The organism is Kluyvera fluvialis (genome assembly GCF_059725275.1).
The window spans coordinates 2,679,174-2,693,027 of the sequence record NZ_AP046142.1 but is presented as its reverse complement, the minus strand read 5'-3'; the positions used below and the strand labels follow the sequence as shown (position 1 = coordinate 2,693,027).

The following is a 13,854-nucleotide window of genomic DNA, read 5'->3' as shown; positions in this document are numbered from 1 at the left end:
GATTTATACAAATTATACTCAACGTTGACGTCATGTTATGGGCAAAAGGATGCGGAACATTACAGATAGGCATGATGATAGTCAACACCTCTTAGTTGCTTTTAATTGATCGTTTTTCGCGATCAATCATTAGGTCTAAGCGTATTTATGAGGTAATTGTAATTTTAATGTTGTGATTGTGTTTGGTCTCATCAAGTGATTTTGAAAGAATCAAATTAAAGTAGGTGAAATTATTTGAAATGACTACTTTATGCAGATTAGCTAGAGATGATTAAGTCACTAGCAGGCAAATGAATTGAAGGGTAAATAATTTTAAAAGTATATTTACACTGTAAATGAGTTTCAGTATTGGCGATATATCATTAAAAAAGACAATAACCGTGGGTGAATTAAACAGGGCGTGTCAGAGGGGGAAACCGATTATCGACAGGAAACAAATGGCCTGCCGATAACCGTGGTGTTGTCTTTCATTATTCTGTGACTAGCCACATATCCGCTTCTTCGAACATCTCCTGAACGGCACGGCTTATCTGCTCTTTTTCATGCTTGCTGGCATCGGTGTTGATGGCAGGCAACGTCATCATCGGCTTAACCCGCACATCCGCCTCCGGGAAGATACGGTGCACGCGTTTGGTAAGCTCCTGCAAGATAATCTCTTTTGCGCCCGGCAGCCCTTCAAAATTGCGCTTGTCATAGACTAGCTCGATAAACATCACTTTCTCCTTTATAAAGATAAGTGACAAAATAATACTGTATACACATACAGTCAATGGTTAGAGCCAAAGAAAACGCGCCCGTAATGAAATGGCATAAAATAAAGCCGTACATCTCCTTGAGCAGGGCACAGTGATGGATAAGAATAGAACCACTTTCATCATGAAACAGGCAGGACGTTATGACCTATAGCGCTACGTTTTCCCTTGGTTCTACTCCCGTTAATCGCCTTGGTTACGGTGCGATGCAGCTTGCTGGCCCCGGTGTATTTGGCCCGCCGAAAGACCGCCACGCGGCGATTACCGTACTCCGTGAAGCGCTGGAACTGGGCGTTAATCACATCGATACCAGTGATTTCTACGGCCCGCATGTGACTAATCAGATTATCCGCGAAGCCCTGCATCCCTATGCTGATGATTTGGTGATTGTCACCAAAATTGGCGCGCGACGGGGGGACGACGGCTCCTGGCTACCGGCATTTTCGCCGCAGGAGCTGAAACAAGCGGTACACGATAACCTGCGTAATCTGGGGCTGGATGTTCTTGATGTCGTCAACATGCGCGTGATGATGGGTGACGGTCATGCGCCGCGAGAAGGCTCCATTGAAGACACCTTTACTGTGTTGGCAGAACTGCAACAGCAAGGGTTGGTGAAGCACATTGGCCTGAGTAACGTCACGCCAACGCAGGTGGCTGAAGCGCGTAATATTGCGGAAATTGTTTGCGTACAGAATGAGTACAATATTGCGCATCGCGGCGATGATGCACTAATTGACGCGTTGGCGCAGGACGGCATTGCCTATGTTCCGTTCTTCCCGCTCGGTGGTTTTTCACCCCTGCAATCCGCCACGCTGAACGATGTGGCTCGTGCACTTAACGCGACGCCGATGCAAGTAGCGCTCGCCTGGTTGCTGCACCGTTCACCGAATATTTTGTTGATCCCTGGAACATCGTCGGTGGCGCATCTGCGTGAAAATATGGCAGCGGCGAATCTGACGTTATCCGCTGAGGTGCTGGCGACGCTTGATAGCATTGCCGCGAAAGGGTGATGTTAGGATTCTCCGCGCGCAATTAATGTGGCAGCTATGGCGCATTGCTGAATAGCTATAAAAAAAACCTACGCCATTGCGGGTCGTAGGTTTTTCTTTTTATCGCGTTAGATGGCGTGATTAAGCAACCAGACCGTCGATCGCAGCTTTCGCGTTTTCCGTGGATTTGGCTGCCATTTCCGGGCCGTAAGCAATCCCTTCTGCAAACACGAAGTTCACATCGGTAATCCCGATAAAGCCGAGGAAAGTCGACAGGTACGGTGTTACCAGGTCAGTCGGGGTATCTTTATGGATGCCGCCACGGCTGGTGATAACAATCGCTTTTTTACCGGTGACCAGGCCTTCTGGGCCATTTTCGGTATAACGGAAGGTCACACCGGCACGCGCTACGAGGTCAAAGTAGTTTTTCAGTTGCGTCGGGATGTTGAAGTTATACATCGGCGCGGCAATCACGATAACGTCGTGAGATTTCAGCTCAGCAATCAGCTCGTCGGACAGGTTCAGCGCTTCTTGCTGACGTGGAGTCAGTGGGGAGTCGCTTGGGCGCAGCGCACCAACCAGCTCGCCATCCAGTACCGGAATAGGGTTTGCAGCCAGGTCACGCACGGTAATCTGATCGGCAGAGTGTTTTTCGCGCCACTGTTCAACAAAATAGTCGGACAGCTGACCTGATTGAGAGTAGCCTGCCAGGATGCTGGATTTCAGAACCAATACTTTACTCATAGGTAATTCCTTATATTTGATTGACGGGCGGCGCCCTGTTGCTTGATGACACTCTATTCACATTCCTGCCACAGGGATAGCGCAATATATCGAATTCTATTATCAGTTTTTTTGAACAAGGCACCAAATGGGCAAATGTGGTACTCTAGAGCGATACTTTATAAGAACAATTTCCTGGCAGTATGCTGCCCAATAACACTATGACCGAACAACAAAAAATCACTTTTGCGCAGCTCAGCCAGCGCCTTGACGCGCTGACTCTGCGGGATAAACAACGTTTTTCCCGCCGTCTGCACGGTGTTAAGAAAGTTAAAAATCCTGATGCTCAACAGGCCATTTACCAGGAGATGGCAAAAGAAATCGAACAGGCAGCCGGTAAAGTCGTGCTACGCGAAGCCGCACGTCCGGCAATCGAGTACCCGGAAAACCTGCCGGTTAGCCAGAAGAAACAAGACATCCTGAACGCTGTGCGTGATAACCAGGTGGTTATTGTGGCAGGGGAAACGGGTTCCGGTAAAACGACGCAGCTACCGAAAATTTGCATGGAGCTTGGGCGCGGGATTAAAGGGCTGATTGGTCACACTCAGCCACGCCGACTGGCGGCGCGCACCGTCGCTAACCGTATTGCTGAAGAGCTGAAAACGGAGCCGGGCGGTTGCATTGGCTATAAAGTCCGTTTTAGCGACCACGTCAGCGACAACACCATGGTCAAGCTGATGACCGACGGTATTCTGCTGGCGGAAATCCAGCAAGACCGGCTGTTGATGCAGTACGACACCATCATTATTGATGAAGCGCACGAACGCAGCCTGAATATCGACTTCCTGCTTGGTTATCTGAAAGAGCTGCTGCCGCGTCGCCCTGATCTGAAAATCATCATCACCTCGGCAACCATCGACCCGGAACGCTTCTCGCGCCATTTCAACAATGCGCCGATTATTGAAGTCTCTGGCCGTACCTATCCGGTGGAAGTGCGCTATCGCCCGATTGTCGAAGATGCCGATGACACCGAGCGTGACCAGCTTCAGGCGATTTTTGACGCCGTGGATGAGCTGGGGCGTGAAAGCGCAGGCGACATTCTGATCTTTATGAGCGGCGAACGTGAAATTCGCGACACGGCTGATGCCTTAAATAAGCTCAATCTGCGCCACACCGAAGTGTTGCCGCTTTACGCGCGCCTTTCCAATAGTGAACAGAACCGCGTGTTCCAGTCGCACAGTGGGCGACGTATTGTGCTGGCCACCAACGTGGCGGAAACCTCGCTGACCGTACCGGGTATTAAATACGTGATTGACCCGGGCACGGCGCGTATTAGCCGCTATAGCTTCCGCACCAAAGTGCAACGTCTGCCGATTGAACCTGTTTCACAGGCTTCCGCTAACCAGCGTAAAGGCCGCTGCGGTCGTGTCTCGGAAGGGATCTGTATTCGTCTTTATTCTGAAGATGATTTCCTGTCGCGCCCGGAATTTACCGACCCAGAAATTCTGCGCACCAACCTGGCGTCCGTTATTTTGCAGATGACCGCGCTGGGGCTTGGCGATATCGCCGCGTTCCCGTTTGTAGAAGCGCCGGATAAACGCAACATCCAGGACGGCGTGCGCTTGCTGGAAGAGTTGGGCGCCATCACCACTGACGAACAGGCCAGCGCCTATAAACTGACGCCGTTAGGCCGCCAGCTTTCACAACTGCCGGTTGACCCGCGCCTGGCGCGTATGGTGCTGGAAGCGCAAAAACACGGCTGTGTGCGCGAAGCGATGATTATTACCTCGGCGCTGTCGATTCAAGACCCGCGCGAACGCCCAATGGACAAACAGCAGGCGTCCGACGAAAAACATCGTCGTTTCCACGACAAAGAGTCTGACTTCCTGGCGTTTGTTAACCTATGGAACTACCTCGGTGAGCAGCAAAAAGCGCTGTCGTCGAATGCGTTTCGCCGCCAGTGTAAAACCGATTTCCTTAACTATTTGCGCGTTCGTGAATGGCAGGATATCTACACCCAGCTCCGCCAGGTGGTGAAAGAACTGGGGATCCCGGTGAACAGTGAGCCTGCGGAATATCGCGAAATCCACATCGCCTTACTGACTGGTTTGCTTTCCCATATCGGTATGAAAGATGCCGATAAACAGGAATTTACCGGCGCGCGTAACGCCCGTTTCTCCATCTTCCCGGGTTCTGGCTTATTTAAGAAGCCGCCAAAATGGACGATGGTGGCGGAGCTGGTGGAAACCAGCCGTTTGTGGGGGCGCATTGCCGCGCGAATCGATCCTGAATGGGTCGAACCTGTCGCCCAGCACCTGATCAAACGTTCATACAGTGAACCGCACTGGGAACGCGCGCAGGGCGCGGTGATGGCCACCGAAAAAGTCACGGTTTACGGCTTGCCGATTGTCGCCGCGCGTAAAGTGAACTACAGCCAGATTGACCCCGTGCTGTGTCGTGAGCTGTTTATCCGCCACGCGCTGGTGGAAGGTGACTGGCAGACTCGCCATGCGTTCTTCCGCGATAACCTGAAACTGCGCAGCGAAATTGAAGAACTGGAGCATAAATCACGCCGTCGCGACATCCTGGTGGATGACGAAACGATGTTTGAATTTTATGACCAGCGCATCAGCCATGAGGTGATCTCCGCGCGCCATTTCGATAAATGGTGGAAACAGGCGAGCCGTGAAACGCCAGATTTGCTCAACTTTGAAAAGAGTATGTTGATCAAAGAAGGGGCGGAGCAGGTCAGTAAACTGGACTACCCGAACTTCTGGCATCAGGGCAACCTCAAACTACGCCTGACATATCAGTTTGAACCAGGCGCAGACGCGGACGGTGTAACGGTACATATTCCGCTACCGCTGCTCAACCAGGTGGATGAAAGCGGGTTTGAATGGCAGATCCCTGGCTTGCGCCGTGAACTGATTATCGCGCTGATCAAATCGCTGCCAAAACCGGTGCGCCGCAACTTTGTGCCAGCGCCAAACTACGCCGAAGCCTTCCTGGGGCGTGTGACGCCGCTGGAGCTGCCGTTGCTCGATTCACTTGAGCGCGAACTGCGCCGGATGACCGGTGTGACCGTTGACCGCGAAGCCTGGCAGTGGGATCAGGTTCCCGATCACCTTAAAATCACGTTCCGCGTGGTGGATGACAAGAACAAGAAACTTCAGGAAGGGCGCTCATTACAGGCGCTGAAAGACGGGCTGAAAGGCAAAGTGCAGGAGACACTCTCGGCGGTTGCCGACGATGGCATCGAGCAAAACGGCCTGCATATCTGGAGCTTTGGCGACCTGCCAGACCGCTATGAACAAAAACGCGGCAACTATAAAGTGAAAGCCTGGCCTGCGCTGGTGGACGAACGTGACAGTGTAGCGATTAAGCTGTTTGATAACCCGCTGGAGCAACAACAGGCCATGTGGCGCGGCCTGCGTCGGCTGCTGTTGCTGAACATCCCGTCACCGATTAAATATCTGCACGAGAAGTTGCCGAATAAAGCCAAACTGGGGCTTTATTTTAACCCCTACGGCAAAGTGCTGGATTTGATTGACGACTGCATCTCCTGCGGCGTAGATAAACTTATCGACGAAGCCGGTGGCCCGGTATGGACAGAGGCCGGTTTTGCCGCATTACATGAAAAAGTGCGCGCAGAACTGAACGATACCGTCGTGGACATTGCGAAACAGGTTGAGCAAATTCTGACAGCCGTTTTCAACGTTAATAAACGCCTTAAAGGCCGCGTCGATATGACGATGGCGCTGGGGTTGTCGGACGTGAAAGCGCAGATGAACGGCCTGGTGTATCGCGGCTTTGTCACCGGCAACGGCTTCCGCCGTTTGGGTGACACGCTGCGTTATCTGCAAGCGATTGAAAAACGTCTGGAAAAAATGGCGGTTGACCCACACCGCGACCGCGCACAGATGCTGAAAGTCGAAAGCGTTCAACAGGCGTGGCAGCAGTGGCTGAACAAACTGCCGCCTTCGCGACGGGAAGATGACGACGTGCAGGAAGTTCGCTGGATGATTGAAGAACTGCGCGTCAGCTTCTTTGCTCAACAGCTTGGTACGCCGTATCCGATTTCCGACAAGCGGATTTTGCAGGCTATGGAGCAAATTAGCGCCTGACGCGGGCTACGACCTTTGTCAGCGCCGAAACCCGGTTAGCGTAAGCGGCCGGGTTTTTTATGCGTTCCAACCCCCGCCCAACGCGCGGTAAAGATCAACTTGCGCCAGCAGCAGATTATTTTTCACCTGCACCACGCTTATCTGCGTGGCAAACAGCGTGCGCTGGGCGTCTAACACATCAAGATAGGATGAATAGCCGTTGCGATAGCGGTTCTGCGCGATACGCAACGTTTCCTGAGCAACGCCTTCTTGCCCCTGGAGTTCGGTGAGCTGTTCGCCGTAGCGGGCGATCGCGTCCAGGCTATCGTTCACCTCTTTGAACGCGCTACGGACGGTTTTTTCATAGCCGTATAGCGCCTGATTACGTTGCGCCATCGATACATCCACTTGCGCATTCAGCGCCTGGCGGTTGAGCAATGGGGCTAAAATACTGCCGCCGAGGCTCCATAACCGTAGCGGATTATCCACAAGATCCGCCAGCGTTCGATCCTGAAGATTCCCCGTTGCGGTCAGGTTAATCGACGGCAACAGTTGCGCTTTCGAGGAGGCCAGCGTGGCATCCGCCGCCAGCAGTTGACGCTCGGCCTGAACGATATCCGGCCTGCGGTTGAGCAGGTCAGAAGGCAGTTGCGTCGGGAGGGTGAGCGCGGTCAGTTGGGCAAACTCATGGCGCGCCACCGCACCTGGATTATTGCCCAGCAGCACGCTGAGGGCGTTTTCCTGCTGCGCGATTTGATGGCGTAACTGCGGGACTTGCGCACGGGTGGATCGCCATTCAGAGTCAGCCTGCATCAGCTCCAGGCGCGAGGTATAGCCGGTTTCATACTGGCGTTTCGCCAGCTTATAGGCATCTTCACGCGAGGCCAGCGTCTGCTCCGTTACCCGCAATTGCTCATCAAGCGACAGTAGGGTGATATAACCGACGGACACCGAGGTTGCAACGGTCAGGTCTGCGGCGGCGGCGGCCGCTTTTTGCGCCTCCAGACTTGCCTCTGCGGCACTGGCGGCGCTGCGGTTTGCGCCCCAGAGGTCCACGTTATAGCTGGCGGTCAGGCCGCCTTTGTACAGTGTGCTGTGAACCGGCAAACCGGTGGCGGCAGATTGTGCATGCGCACGTGTGCCAGTCAGTGATGCATCCAGCGTTGGAAACAGGCTGCCATCGGCGGCATAGGCGCGCGCCTGATATTCATTGATGCGCTCACGGGCTATCAAGACATCGCTGTTATAACGCAGCGCCTGGTCTACATACTGGTTGAGCGCGCTGTCGTGAAAATTACGCCACCACACACCTTCTACTTTGCTTGAAGGGCCAATATCGGCACGCCATGCTGCGGGGATCGCCAGGCCAGACGTGGCGCGTTGAACATCTGCCGACTGGCAACCGACCAACGCAAAGAGCAGGGCAAAAGCCACGGGGCGGATCATTTTTTAGCCTCCGCGCGGGTATCAATCGTCACCTGTACCGACATTCCGGGGCGCAGGCGCTGAAGGTTTTGCTGCCCGTCATTAACCGCGATGCGTACCGGAATACGCTGGGCGATTTTCACGAAGTTACCGGTGGCGTTATCCGGTGAAATGGCGCTGAACTCGACGCCGGTCGCTGGAGAAATACTTTGCACCGTGCCGTGGAATTGCTCGCTGTTTAACGCATCGACGCTAAACGTTGCCGGTTGGCCGACGCGCACGCTGGCGAGTTGAGTCTCTTTGAGGTTCGCTATCACCCAATGCTGCGGCGGCACTAATGGCGTGAGGTGCGTACCGGCGGTGACATACGCCCCCAGACGCACGGCAACCTGCCCAAGCTGGCCGTCGGTTGGGGCGATAATCTGGGTATTTTTCAGGTCGATTTCCGCCAACTCCAGCGCGGCTTTGGCATTTTCAACATCGGCCATCAGCGCATCGCGGTTGACGATAGTGGTCTGCAAATCCTGGCGTGACATTTCAAGCGTGGCTTTTGCCTGGGCGATATCTGCCGTCCCTTGTGCGGCGCTGGCTCTGGCTGCGTCGCGCTCACGAATCGACAGCGAACCGTCGGCGGTTAATTCCTGCACACGCTTTAAATCCGTCTGAGATTTCAGGTTTTGTGCCTGCGCGTTTTGCAGCACGGCAGCGTTGCGTGCAATTACCGCCTCGGCGCTTTTACGCTGTTGTTGGTTATTTTTTAGCGCCGCCTCTTTCATCGCCAACTGCGCCTGCGCCTGATGAACGCGCTGCTTGTAAATCCGGTCATCAATCTGGAACAGCACCTGGCCTTTTTTGACCAGGTTAAAGTCCTGTACATTGACGCCGGTGACATAACCGTTGACCTGCGGGCTAATAAAGGTGGTCATCCCGCGCACGTAGGCGTTGTCGGTAAACTGGCTGTGACGGGTAAACGGCGGTAACTGCCAGGCGTAGAGAATGACCAAAACACCGACCAGGCCGATAGCTGCCGCCGTGAAAATGGAAACCACGCGGATATTATTGCGGGTGTTGGCCTGTTGTTGGGCTGCATCCTGCTGACTCATAACGACTCCAGATAGCGTGTTGTTATTTGCTGCCCGTCGCACGTTTTAGCGCGATATGGGCGGTAATGCGCAGTCGCAATAGTCGCCAGAATACCCACAGCAGTGTGGCGGCAGAAATGGCCGCCGTCAGTAGGTAAGTATCGTTATAGGCGAGAATATTGGCCTCAAGTGTCGAGGCGGTCTGCAATAGGGCGCTGGCTTGCACGTTCAGCAAGGTGCTGTCGCCAAGCTGGCTTTGGTACTGCTGAGCGTACTGTTGCAAGCGCTCGGTAATCAGTGGGTTCAGTGAGGTTATTTGGTCAGCAAGCTGGCTGGAGTGGAACTTCTCCCGCCAGGTCTGGAACGTACCGAGAATCGCTGAACCGAGCAGGCCACCAATGTTCTGGCTCATGCCGAACAGCACGGAAAAACTCACCAGATTTCGTTGGTCAGCCACCACGCCACCAATCCCGGCGAGCATTGCGGGGGCAAGGAAAAAGGCGCTGCCAAAGCCAAGCAAGAACTGGCTGAACATCAACTGATCCGGTCGCGTCAGGCTGGTAGACTGGCTATCAAGCAGCGAGGCAATCATAATCAGCGCCAGTGCGGTCGCGGTAGGCCAGTACAGGCGGCGTGGGTTAAGCGTCAGGCAACTGGCGACAATCCCGCAGACGATCCCGGCAAATATCGACCACGCCAGCGCGGTCATCTGCTCGTTTTGCAACCCCACGTACTGCAACCAACCGATAACCCCCGTGTTCTGCTCCGCCAGAACAATGCGGATGAGCACCATGATAAGCCCCAGGCGCAGAATACTGCCGCTGGAAAGCCAGCGCGTGTTAAGCAGCGGGTTGCTGCGGTTGTGTTCAAAAGTAATCGCCGTGACGATCAGCACCACGGCCGCCGCCAGCGACCAGCCAATCCACGGCGCTTCAAACCACCAGTCCAGGCGGCCCAATGACAGCACCGCGCAGACCAGCGCCATGCCGGGAGCGAGGAGAATAAAAGTAATAAAGTCCTTTTTCTCAAAGACCTTTTGGCGATCGCTCGGCGGCAGTTTCAGCGCGACAACGCAGGCCAGCGACACCAGCGCTAGCCCCAGCTCAAAGAAATACAGCCCGCGCCACTCGTCAATTTGCAGTAACTCGGTGGAGAACAGGCGGGCGAGGGGGATGGCCAACGATGAACCGGTGATACCAATCGTCAGCGCTTTAAGGCGATGTTTCGCCGGCCAGGCCTGCACCTGATAATAAATCCCCAGTGAGCTAAGCGCTGCCGCCACCATACCGTGTGCGGCGCGTACCATCAGCGCGGAACTGAGATCGTTGACGAACAGGTGGAAGAACGTCACCAGCACGTACAGCACCAGAAAACCTTCGGTAAACGCCCGTAGCCCGAACTGCTGGCGAAACTTCACCAGTAGCAGGTTAATTGACACGTTGGTCATCACATAGACCGCTGGCAGCCAGGCAATCTCCGTGGACCAGGCGGCGAAAGAGCCTTGCAGGTTCTGTAAGTTGGCGGTGACGACGGCATTGCCTAACGCGCCGGTCAGGCAGACCAGCAGCCCGACGATGCCATACGCCAGGCGTTTAGGTGTGCTGTGAATCGGCGTAGACGGCGAGCCGAGAATGGCGGGTTTCTCATGCGGGGCCCAGTCATGTGGCGCATAAGGATCGTGACGTGGCGGGCGCATTATTTCCTCTCCACCTCGCGCAGCAGCTTGGTCAGCACCTTGCGGGTTTGCTCTTGTTCTTCAGGCGTAATGGCGGTCAGGATCTCTTCGCGTAGCTCATCGGCAATGGTTTTGACCTGGTGATACAGCGCCAGCCCTTTTTCGGTGGCCACCAGCAGGCGTTTGCGTTTGTCGCTTTCGGTTATTACTCGCTCGACCAGTCCGGCGGCCACCAGTTTATTAATCAGCGGCACGACGGTGGCGCTTTCTACGCCTAAATCCTGCGCCAGCTCGCTTTGCGAAAGCGGGCGTTCGTTGCGGGCAATGCTGGCGACGGCAACCCAGGTCGCCTGGCTCATCCCTAAACCTTTTAGCCGACGATCGACCGCCAGCCGCCAGTGATGGGCGGTGAGGTAAAGAAGATGGGAAAAAGTGAGCTGGCGGTTATCCATGGCAAAATCATCATAATCATTAGATCTCTAATGATTTTAAATTCGCCGCTAATCATAATTCAAGTGAATATGAAAAATAAATGTAATCGGGAAGTGATTGTGTGTTGGGGCGCGAGAGGAAAATGGCCTGCGGGAGCAGGCCATTAAGTGCGGTTAAATCTGGCTGGTTTGCGCGTTTACCGTTGCCGTCTGGCGCTTGCTGCGGCTGGCAAAGAAAATCGCCGTCAGGGAAATCGCCACCGTCGCACCGAGATACCACGCCACCGGAACCCAGTCACCGTTATATTTTGCCAGCAGGCCGGTCGCAATCAGTGGCGCTGTGCCACCCGCCAGCGCAGCGCCAATCTGATAACCCAGCGTGATGCCCGTGTAGCGTACGTTGGCACTGAATATTTCAGAACACAACGTGCCCAGCACAGCGGTAATCGGCGACCACAAAATGCCGAAGGTGATCACCGTCGCCAGCATAATGCCCCAGGTCGTGCCGGTGTTAAGCAACAGGAACCACGGCACGATAAACAGCCCTAACAGCACCACGCTGATGGCATACATCCGTTGGCGACCGATTTTATCGGACAACAGCCCCATTAGCGGGATCATCACCGTGGACACCAGCGCGCCTAGCGTCACCGCCTCCAGCACCTGTGATTTTTGATAGGTGAGGGTGGTGGTGGCGTAACTGACCACAAAAGTCGAGAAAATATAGAACGGCGCGGTTTCAACCACTTTTAGCCCTGCGGCGATGATCACTTCACGCCAGTGATGCGTCAGCGTCTCGCGCAGCGGTGCTTTAGCCACCTGACCAGACTGCTTCACTTTTTTAAACTCTGGCGTTTCGTCGATATCTTTACGGATCCAAAGCCCAATCAACACCAGCGCGGCGCTCATCAAAAACGGAATACGCCAGCCCCAGGACAAGAACTGTTCTTCGCTAAACAGCGTCATCAGCGAGACAATAAACGTCGCCATTAACATGCCGATGGTGACACCCGCCTGCGGAATACTGCCGAAGAAACCTTTGCGTTTTTCCGGCGCATATTCATAGGCCAGCAGCAGCGCGCCGCCCCATTCGCCACCAATGCCGATCCCCTGGATAATGCGCATCAGGATGAGCAAAATAGGCGCCCAGATACCAATCATGTCGTAAGTTGGCAACAGGCCAATCATCACGGTGGCACTGCCCATTAACGAGAGTGTGAGCACCAGCGTTTTTTTACGCCCGATCCGGTCGCCAATATGGGCGAAAATAACGCCGCCAATCGGGCGGATAAAGAAGGTGAGCGAGAAGGACAGATACGAGAGAATCAGGCCGATAACCGGGTCAACCATCGGGAAGAAAATCTTGTTGAACACCAATGCCGCCGCTGTGCCGTACAGAAAATAGTCAAACCATTCAATGGAGCTGCCTGTCAGGCTGGCAATTAAAACCCTCTTATTCTTTTTCAGGATCGTGGTGCTGCTTTCTTGTATTGTCATGAAGAATCACTCCCGCCACAGTGGGTTAACATTCGGTGTCACCTTTGCGCTGTAAGGTGCAACCTGAATTGTGAAAAAGGTTGCGTGTTTGTTAAGAAACTTAGATATGAGAGTTATCTTTGGCAAGCGGAGTATTGAAATTTGCGAGGCAAAAGGAGCCTCATTTTCATTATTTGTGACTGCTATATTGTTTTATGTTGCCATTAAATTCCGAATATCTGCGAATAAATAGCGTATTATTCAGGTGCAACCGCAGTGTTTTTAGACGTTTCTGGTTATTTCATCACGGTTACAAATTAGTGAATGCGCGCGACGATCTCCGCGCAATTTACCGCGAACACGGGAGTAGAACGGGCGATGAGTTTGTCACATTTACCACAGGCCACGCTGGACGCGGCTAATTTACTGGGCCATTGGCTGGCGCAAAATGATATGGCAGGTCAGCCGAAACCAGCGCAAAGCCCGCTGGTGGTGCTGGCGGGCAATGCCGTTATGCCAACCATCGACGCCGCCTGCCGTCTGGCGAGCGAAAGCGGCGCGGTGCTGCTGATTAGCGGCGGCATAGGTCACTCAACCTCGTTCCTGTATGACGCGATAGCTCAACATCCGCGCTATCACAGCATCGCGCAAAACGGCCAACCGGAGGCGACGTTGCTGGCGGAGATAGCTCAGCGTTTTTGGCAGATCCCGCCGGCGCGTATTGTGGTTGAAGACCAATCCACCAACTGCGGTGAAAATGCGTGGTTTACCCGGCGAATGCTGGAGGAAAAGGGGATGGCGTATGCGCAAGCCACTGTGGTGCAAGACCCGACCATGCAGCGGCGCACGATGGCGACTTTCGCGCGGGTGTGGCAGGACGTCACGCCCGCACCGTGCTGGCTGAGCTATCCCGGCTATGTGCCACGCTTGCAGAACACGGTGAAGGGCGTTGATTACTGTCAACCGGCCATCGGACTATGGTCGGTTGAACGTTATTTGTCGCTGATCCTCGGTGAGTTGCCGCGCCTGCGCGATGATGCGCAGGGTTACGGCCCGCAGGGGAAAGGGTTTATTGCGCATGTCGATATTCCGGCGGAGGTGGAAGCGGCCTGGCAGACTCTCTTTTCTGACCCACTGCTTCGGCAAGCGCTCGCCAGCCGTTCACTGGCGTAATCGCTGGAGGTTTGCGCCGTGGCTG

General features: G+C 54.3%; 10 protein-coding genes. 3 read left to right on the top strand and 7 right to left on the bottom strand.

What is annotated here, in order from left to right:
- Positions 1-470 precede the first annotated feature (470 nt).
- The gene (locus AC6I4B_RS12765) at positions 471-713 is read right to left on the bottom strand and encodes a DinI family protein (protein ID WP_497765588.1); all 243 of its coding nucleotides are present in this window, start codon (positions 711-713) and stop codon (positions 471-473) included.
- 182 nt (positions 714-895) lie between these two features.
- Here AC6I4B_RS12765 and AC6I4B_RS12760 point away from each other — a divergent pair, with 182 nt between their 5' ends.
- Positions 896-1,762 carry an aldo/keto reductase family oxidoreductase gene (locus AC6I4B_RS12760; RefSeq protein ID WP_497765586.1) on the top strand — a complete coding sequence of 289 codons (867 nt, stop codon included), beginning with the start codon at positions 896-898 and terminating at the stop codon, positions 1,760-1,762.
- A 120-nt stretch (positions 1,763-1,882) separates the two neighbouring features.
- Here the strand turns inward: AC6I4B_RS12760 and azoR are convergent, their stop codons facing one another.
- Complete coding sequence (gene azoR / locus AC6I4B_RS12755) at positions 1,883-2,485, bottom strand: FMN-dependent NADH-azoreductase (protein ID WP_497765585.1); 603 nt, start codon at positions 2,483-2,485, stop codon at positions 1,883-1,885.
- 200 nt (positions 2,486-2,685) lie between these two features.
- Between azoR and hrpA the strand changes: the two genes are divergently transcribed.
- The gene (gene hrpA / locus AC6I4B_RS12750; protein ID WP_497765583.1) at positions 2,686-6,588 is read left to right on the top strand and encodes an ATP-dependent RNA helicase HrpA; all 3,903 of its coding nucleotides are present in this window, start codon (positions 2,686-2,688) and stop codon (positions 6,586-6,588) included.
- 57 nt (positions 6,589-6,645) lie between these two features.
- On the opposite strand, the gene AC6I4B_RS12745 is transcribed toward hrpA, so the two are convergent.
- From AC6I4B_RS12745 to AC6I4B_RS12725, 5 genes are all read right to left on the bottom strand, one after another.
- Positions 6,646-8,013, bottom strand: a complete 1,368-nt coding sequence (locus AC6I4B_RS12745) for an efflux transporter outer membrane subunit (protein ID WP_497765581.1) — start codon at positions 8,011-8,013, stop codon at positions 6,646-6,648.
- Positions 8,010-9,095 carry an HlyD family secretion protein gene (locus AC6I4B_RS12740; RefSeq protein WP_497765580.1) on the bottom strand — a complete coding sequence of 362 codons (1,086 nt, stop codon included), beginning with the start codon at positions 9,093-9,095 and terminating at the stop codon, positions 8,010-8,012. The genes AC6I4B_RS12745 and AC6I4B_RS12740 overlap by 4 nt, the downstream gene beginning before the upstream one ends.
- Positions 9,096-9,117: 22 nt before the next feature.
- Positions 9,118-10,770, bottom strand: coding sequence for an MFS transporter (locus AC6I4B_RS12735; protein WP_497765578.1), 1,653 nt, complete (start codon positions 10,768-10,770; stop codon positions 9,118-9,120).
- Complete coding sequence (locus AC6I4B_RS12730; RefSeq protein ID WP_497765577.1) at positions 10,770-11,201, bottom strand: MarR family winged helix-turn-helix transcriptional regulator; 432 nt, start codon at positions 11,199-11,201, stop codon at positions 10,770-10,772. Before AC6I4B_RS12730 ends, AC6I4B_RS12735 begins: the two co-directional genes overlap by 1 nt.
- Before the next feature lie 153 nt (positions 11,202-11,354).
- Positions 11,355-12,677, bottom strand: a complete 1,323-nt coding sequence (locus AC6I4B_RS12725) for an MFS transporter (RefSeq protein ID WP_497765575.1) — start codon at positions 12,675-12,677, stop codon at positions 11,355-11,357.
- 357 nt (positions 12,678-13,034) lie between these two features.
- Between AC6I4B_RS12725 and AC6I4B_RS12720 the strand changes: the two genes are divergently transcribed.
- Positions 13,035-13,829 (top strand): YdcF family protein, encoded by a 795-nt coding sequence (locus AC6I4B_RS12720; protein ID WP_497772141.1) that lies wholly within the window; start codon positions 13,035-13,037, stop codon positions 13,827-13,829.
- Positions 13,830-13,854: the final 25 nt, after the last annotated feature.

Excerpts from the sequence above, each read along its gene's own strand:
- AC6I4B_RS12765 (WP_497765588.1), bottom strand. The coding sequence starts at position 713 with ATGTTTATCGAGCTAGTCTATGACAAGCGCAATTTTGAAGGGCTGCCG.
- AC6I4B_RS12760 (WP_497765586.1), top strand. The coding sequence starts at position 896 with ATGACCTATAGCGCTACGTTTTCCCTTGGTTCTACTCCCGTTAATCGC.
- azoR (WP_497765585.1), bottom strand. The coding sequence starts at position 2,485 with ATGAGTAAAGTATTGGTTCTGAAATCCAGCATCCTGGCAGGCTACTCT.
- hrpA (WP_497765583.1), top strand. The coding sequence starts at position 2,686 with ATGACCGAACAACAAAAAATCACTTTTGCGCAGCTCAGCCAGCGCCTT.
- AC6I4B_RS12745 (WP_497765581.1), bottom strand. The coding sequence starts at position 8,013 with ATGATCCGCCCCGTGGCTTTTGCCCTGCTCTTTGCGTTGGTCGGTTGC.
- AC6I4B_RS12740 (WP_497765580.1), bottom strand. The coding sequence starts at position 9,095 with ATGAGTCAGCAGGATGCAGCCCAACAACAGGCCAACACCCGCAATAAT.
- AC6I4B_RS12735 (WP_497765578.1), bottom strand. The coding sequence starts at position 10,770 with ATGCGCCCGCCACGTCACGATCCTTATGCGCCACATGACTGGGCCCCG.
- AC6I4B_RS12730 (WP_497765577.1), bottom strand. The coding sequence starts at position 11,201 with ATGGATAACCGCCAGCTCACTTTTTCCCATCTTCTTTACCTCACCGCC.
- AC6I4B_RS12725 (WP_497765575.1), bottom strand. The coding sequence starts at position 12,677 with ATGACAATACAAGAAAGCAGCACCACGATCCTGAAAAAGAATAAGAGG.
- AC6I4B_RS12720 (WP_497772141.1), top strand. The coding sequence starts at position 13,035 with ATGAGTTTGTCACATTTACCACAGGCCACGCTGGACGCGGCTAATTTA.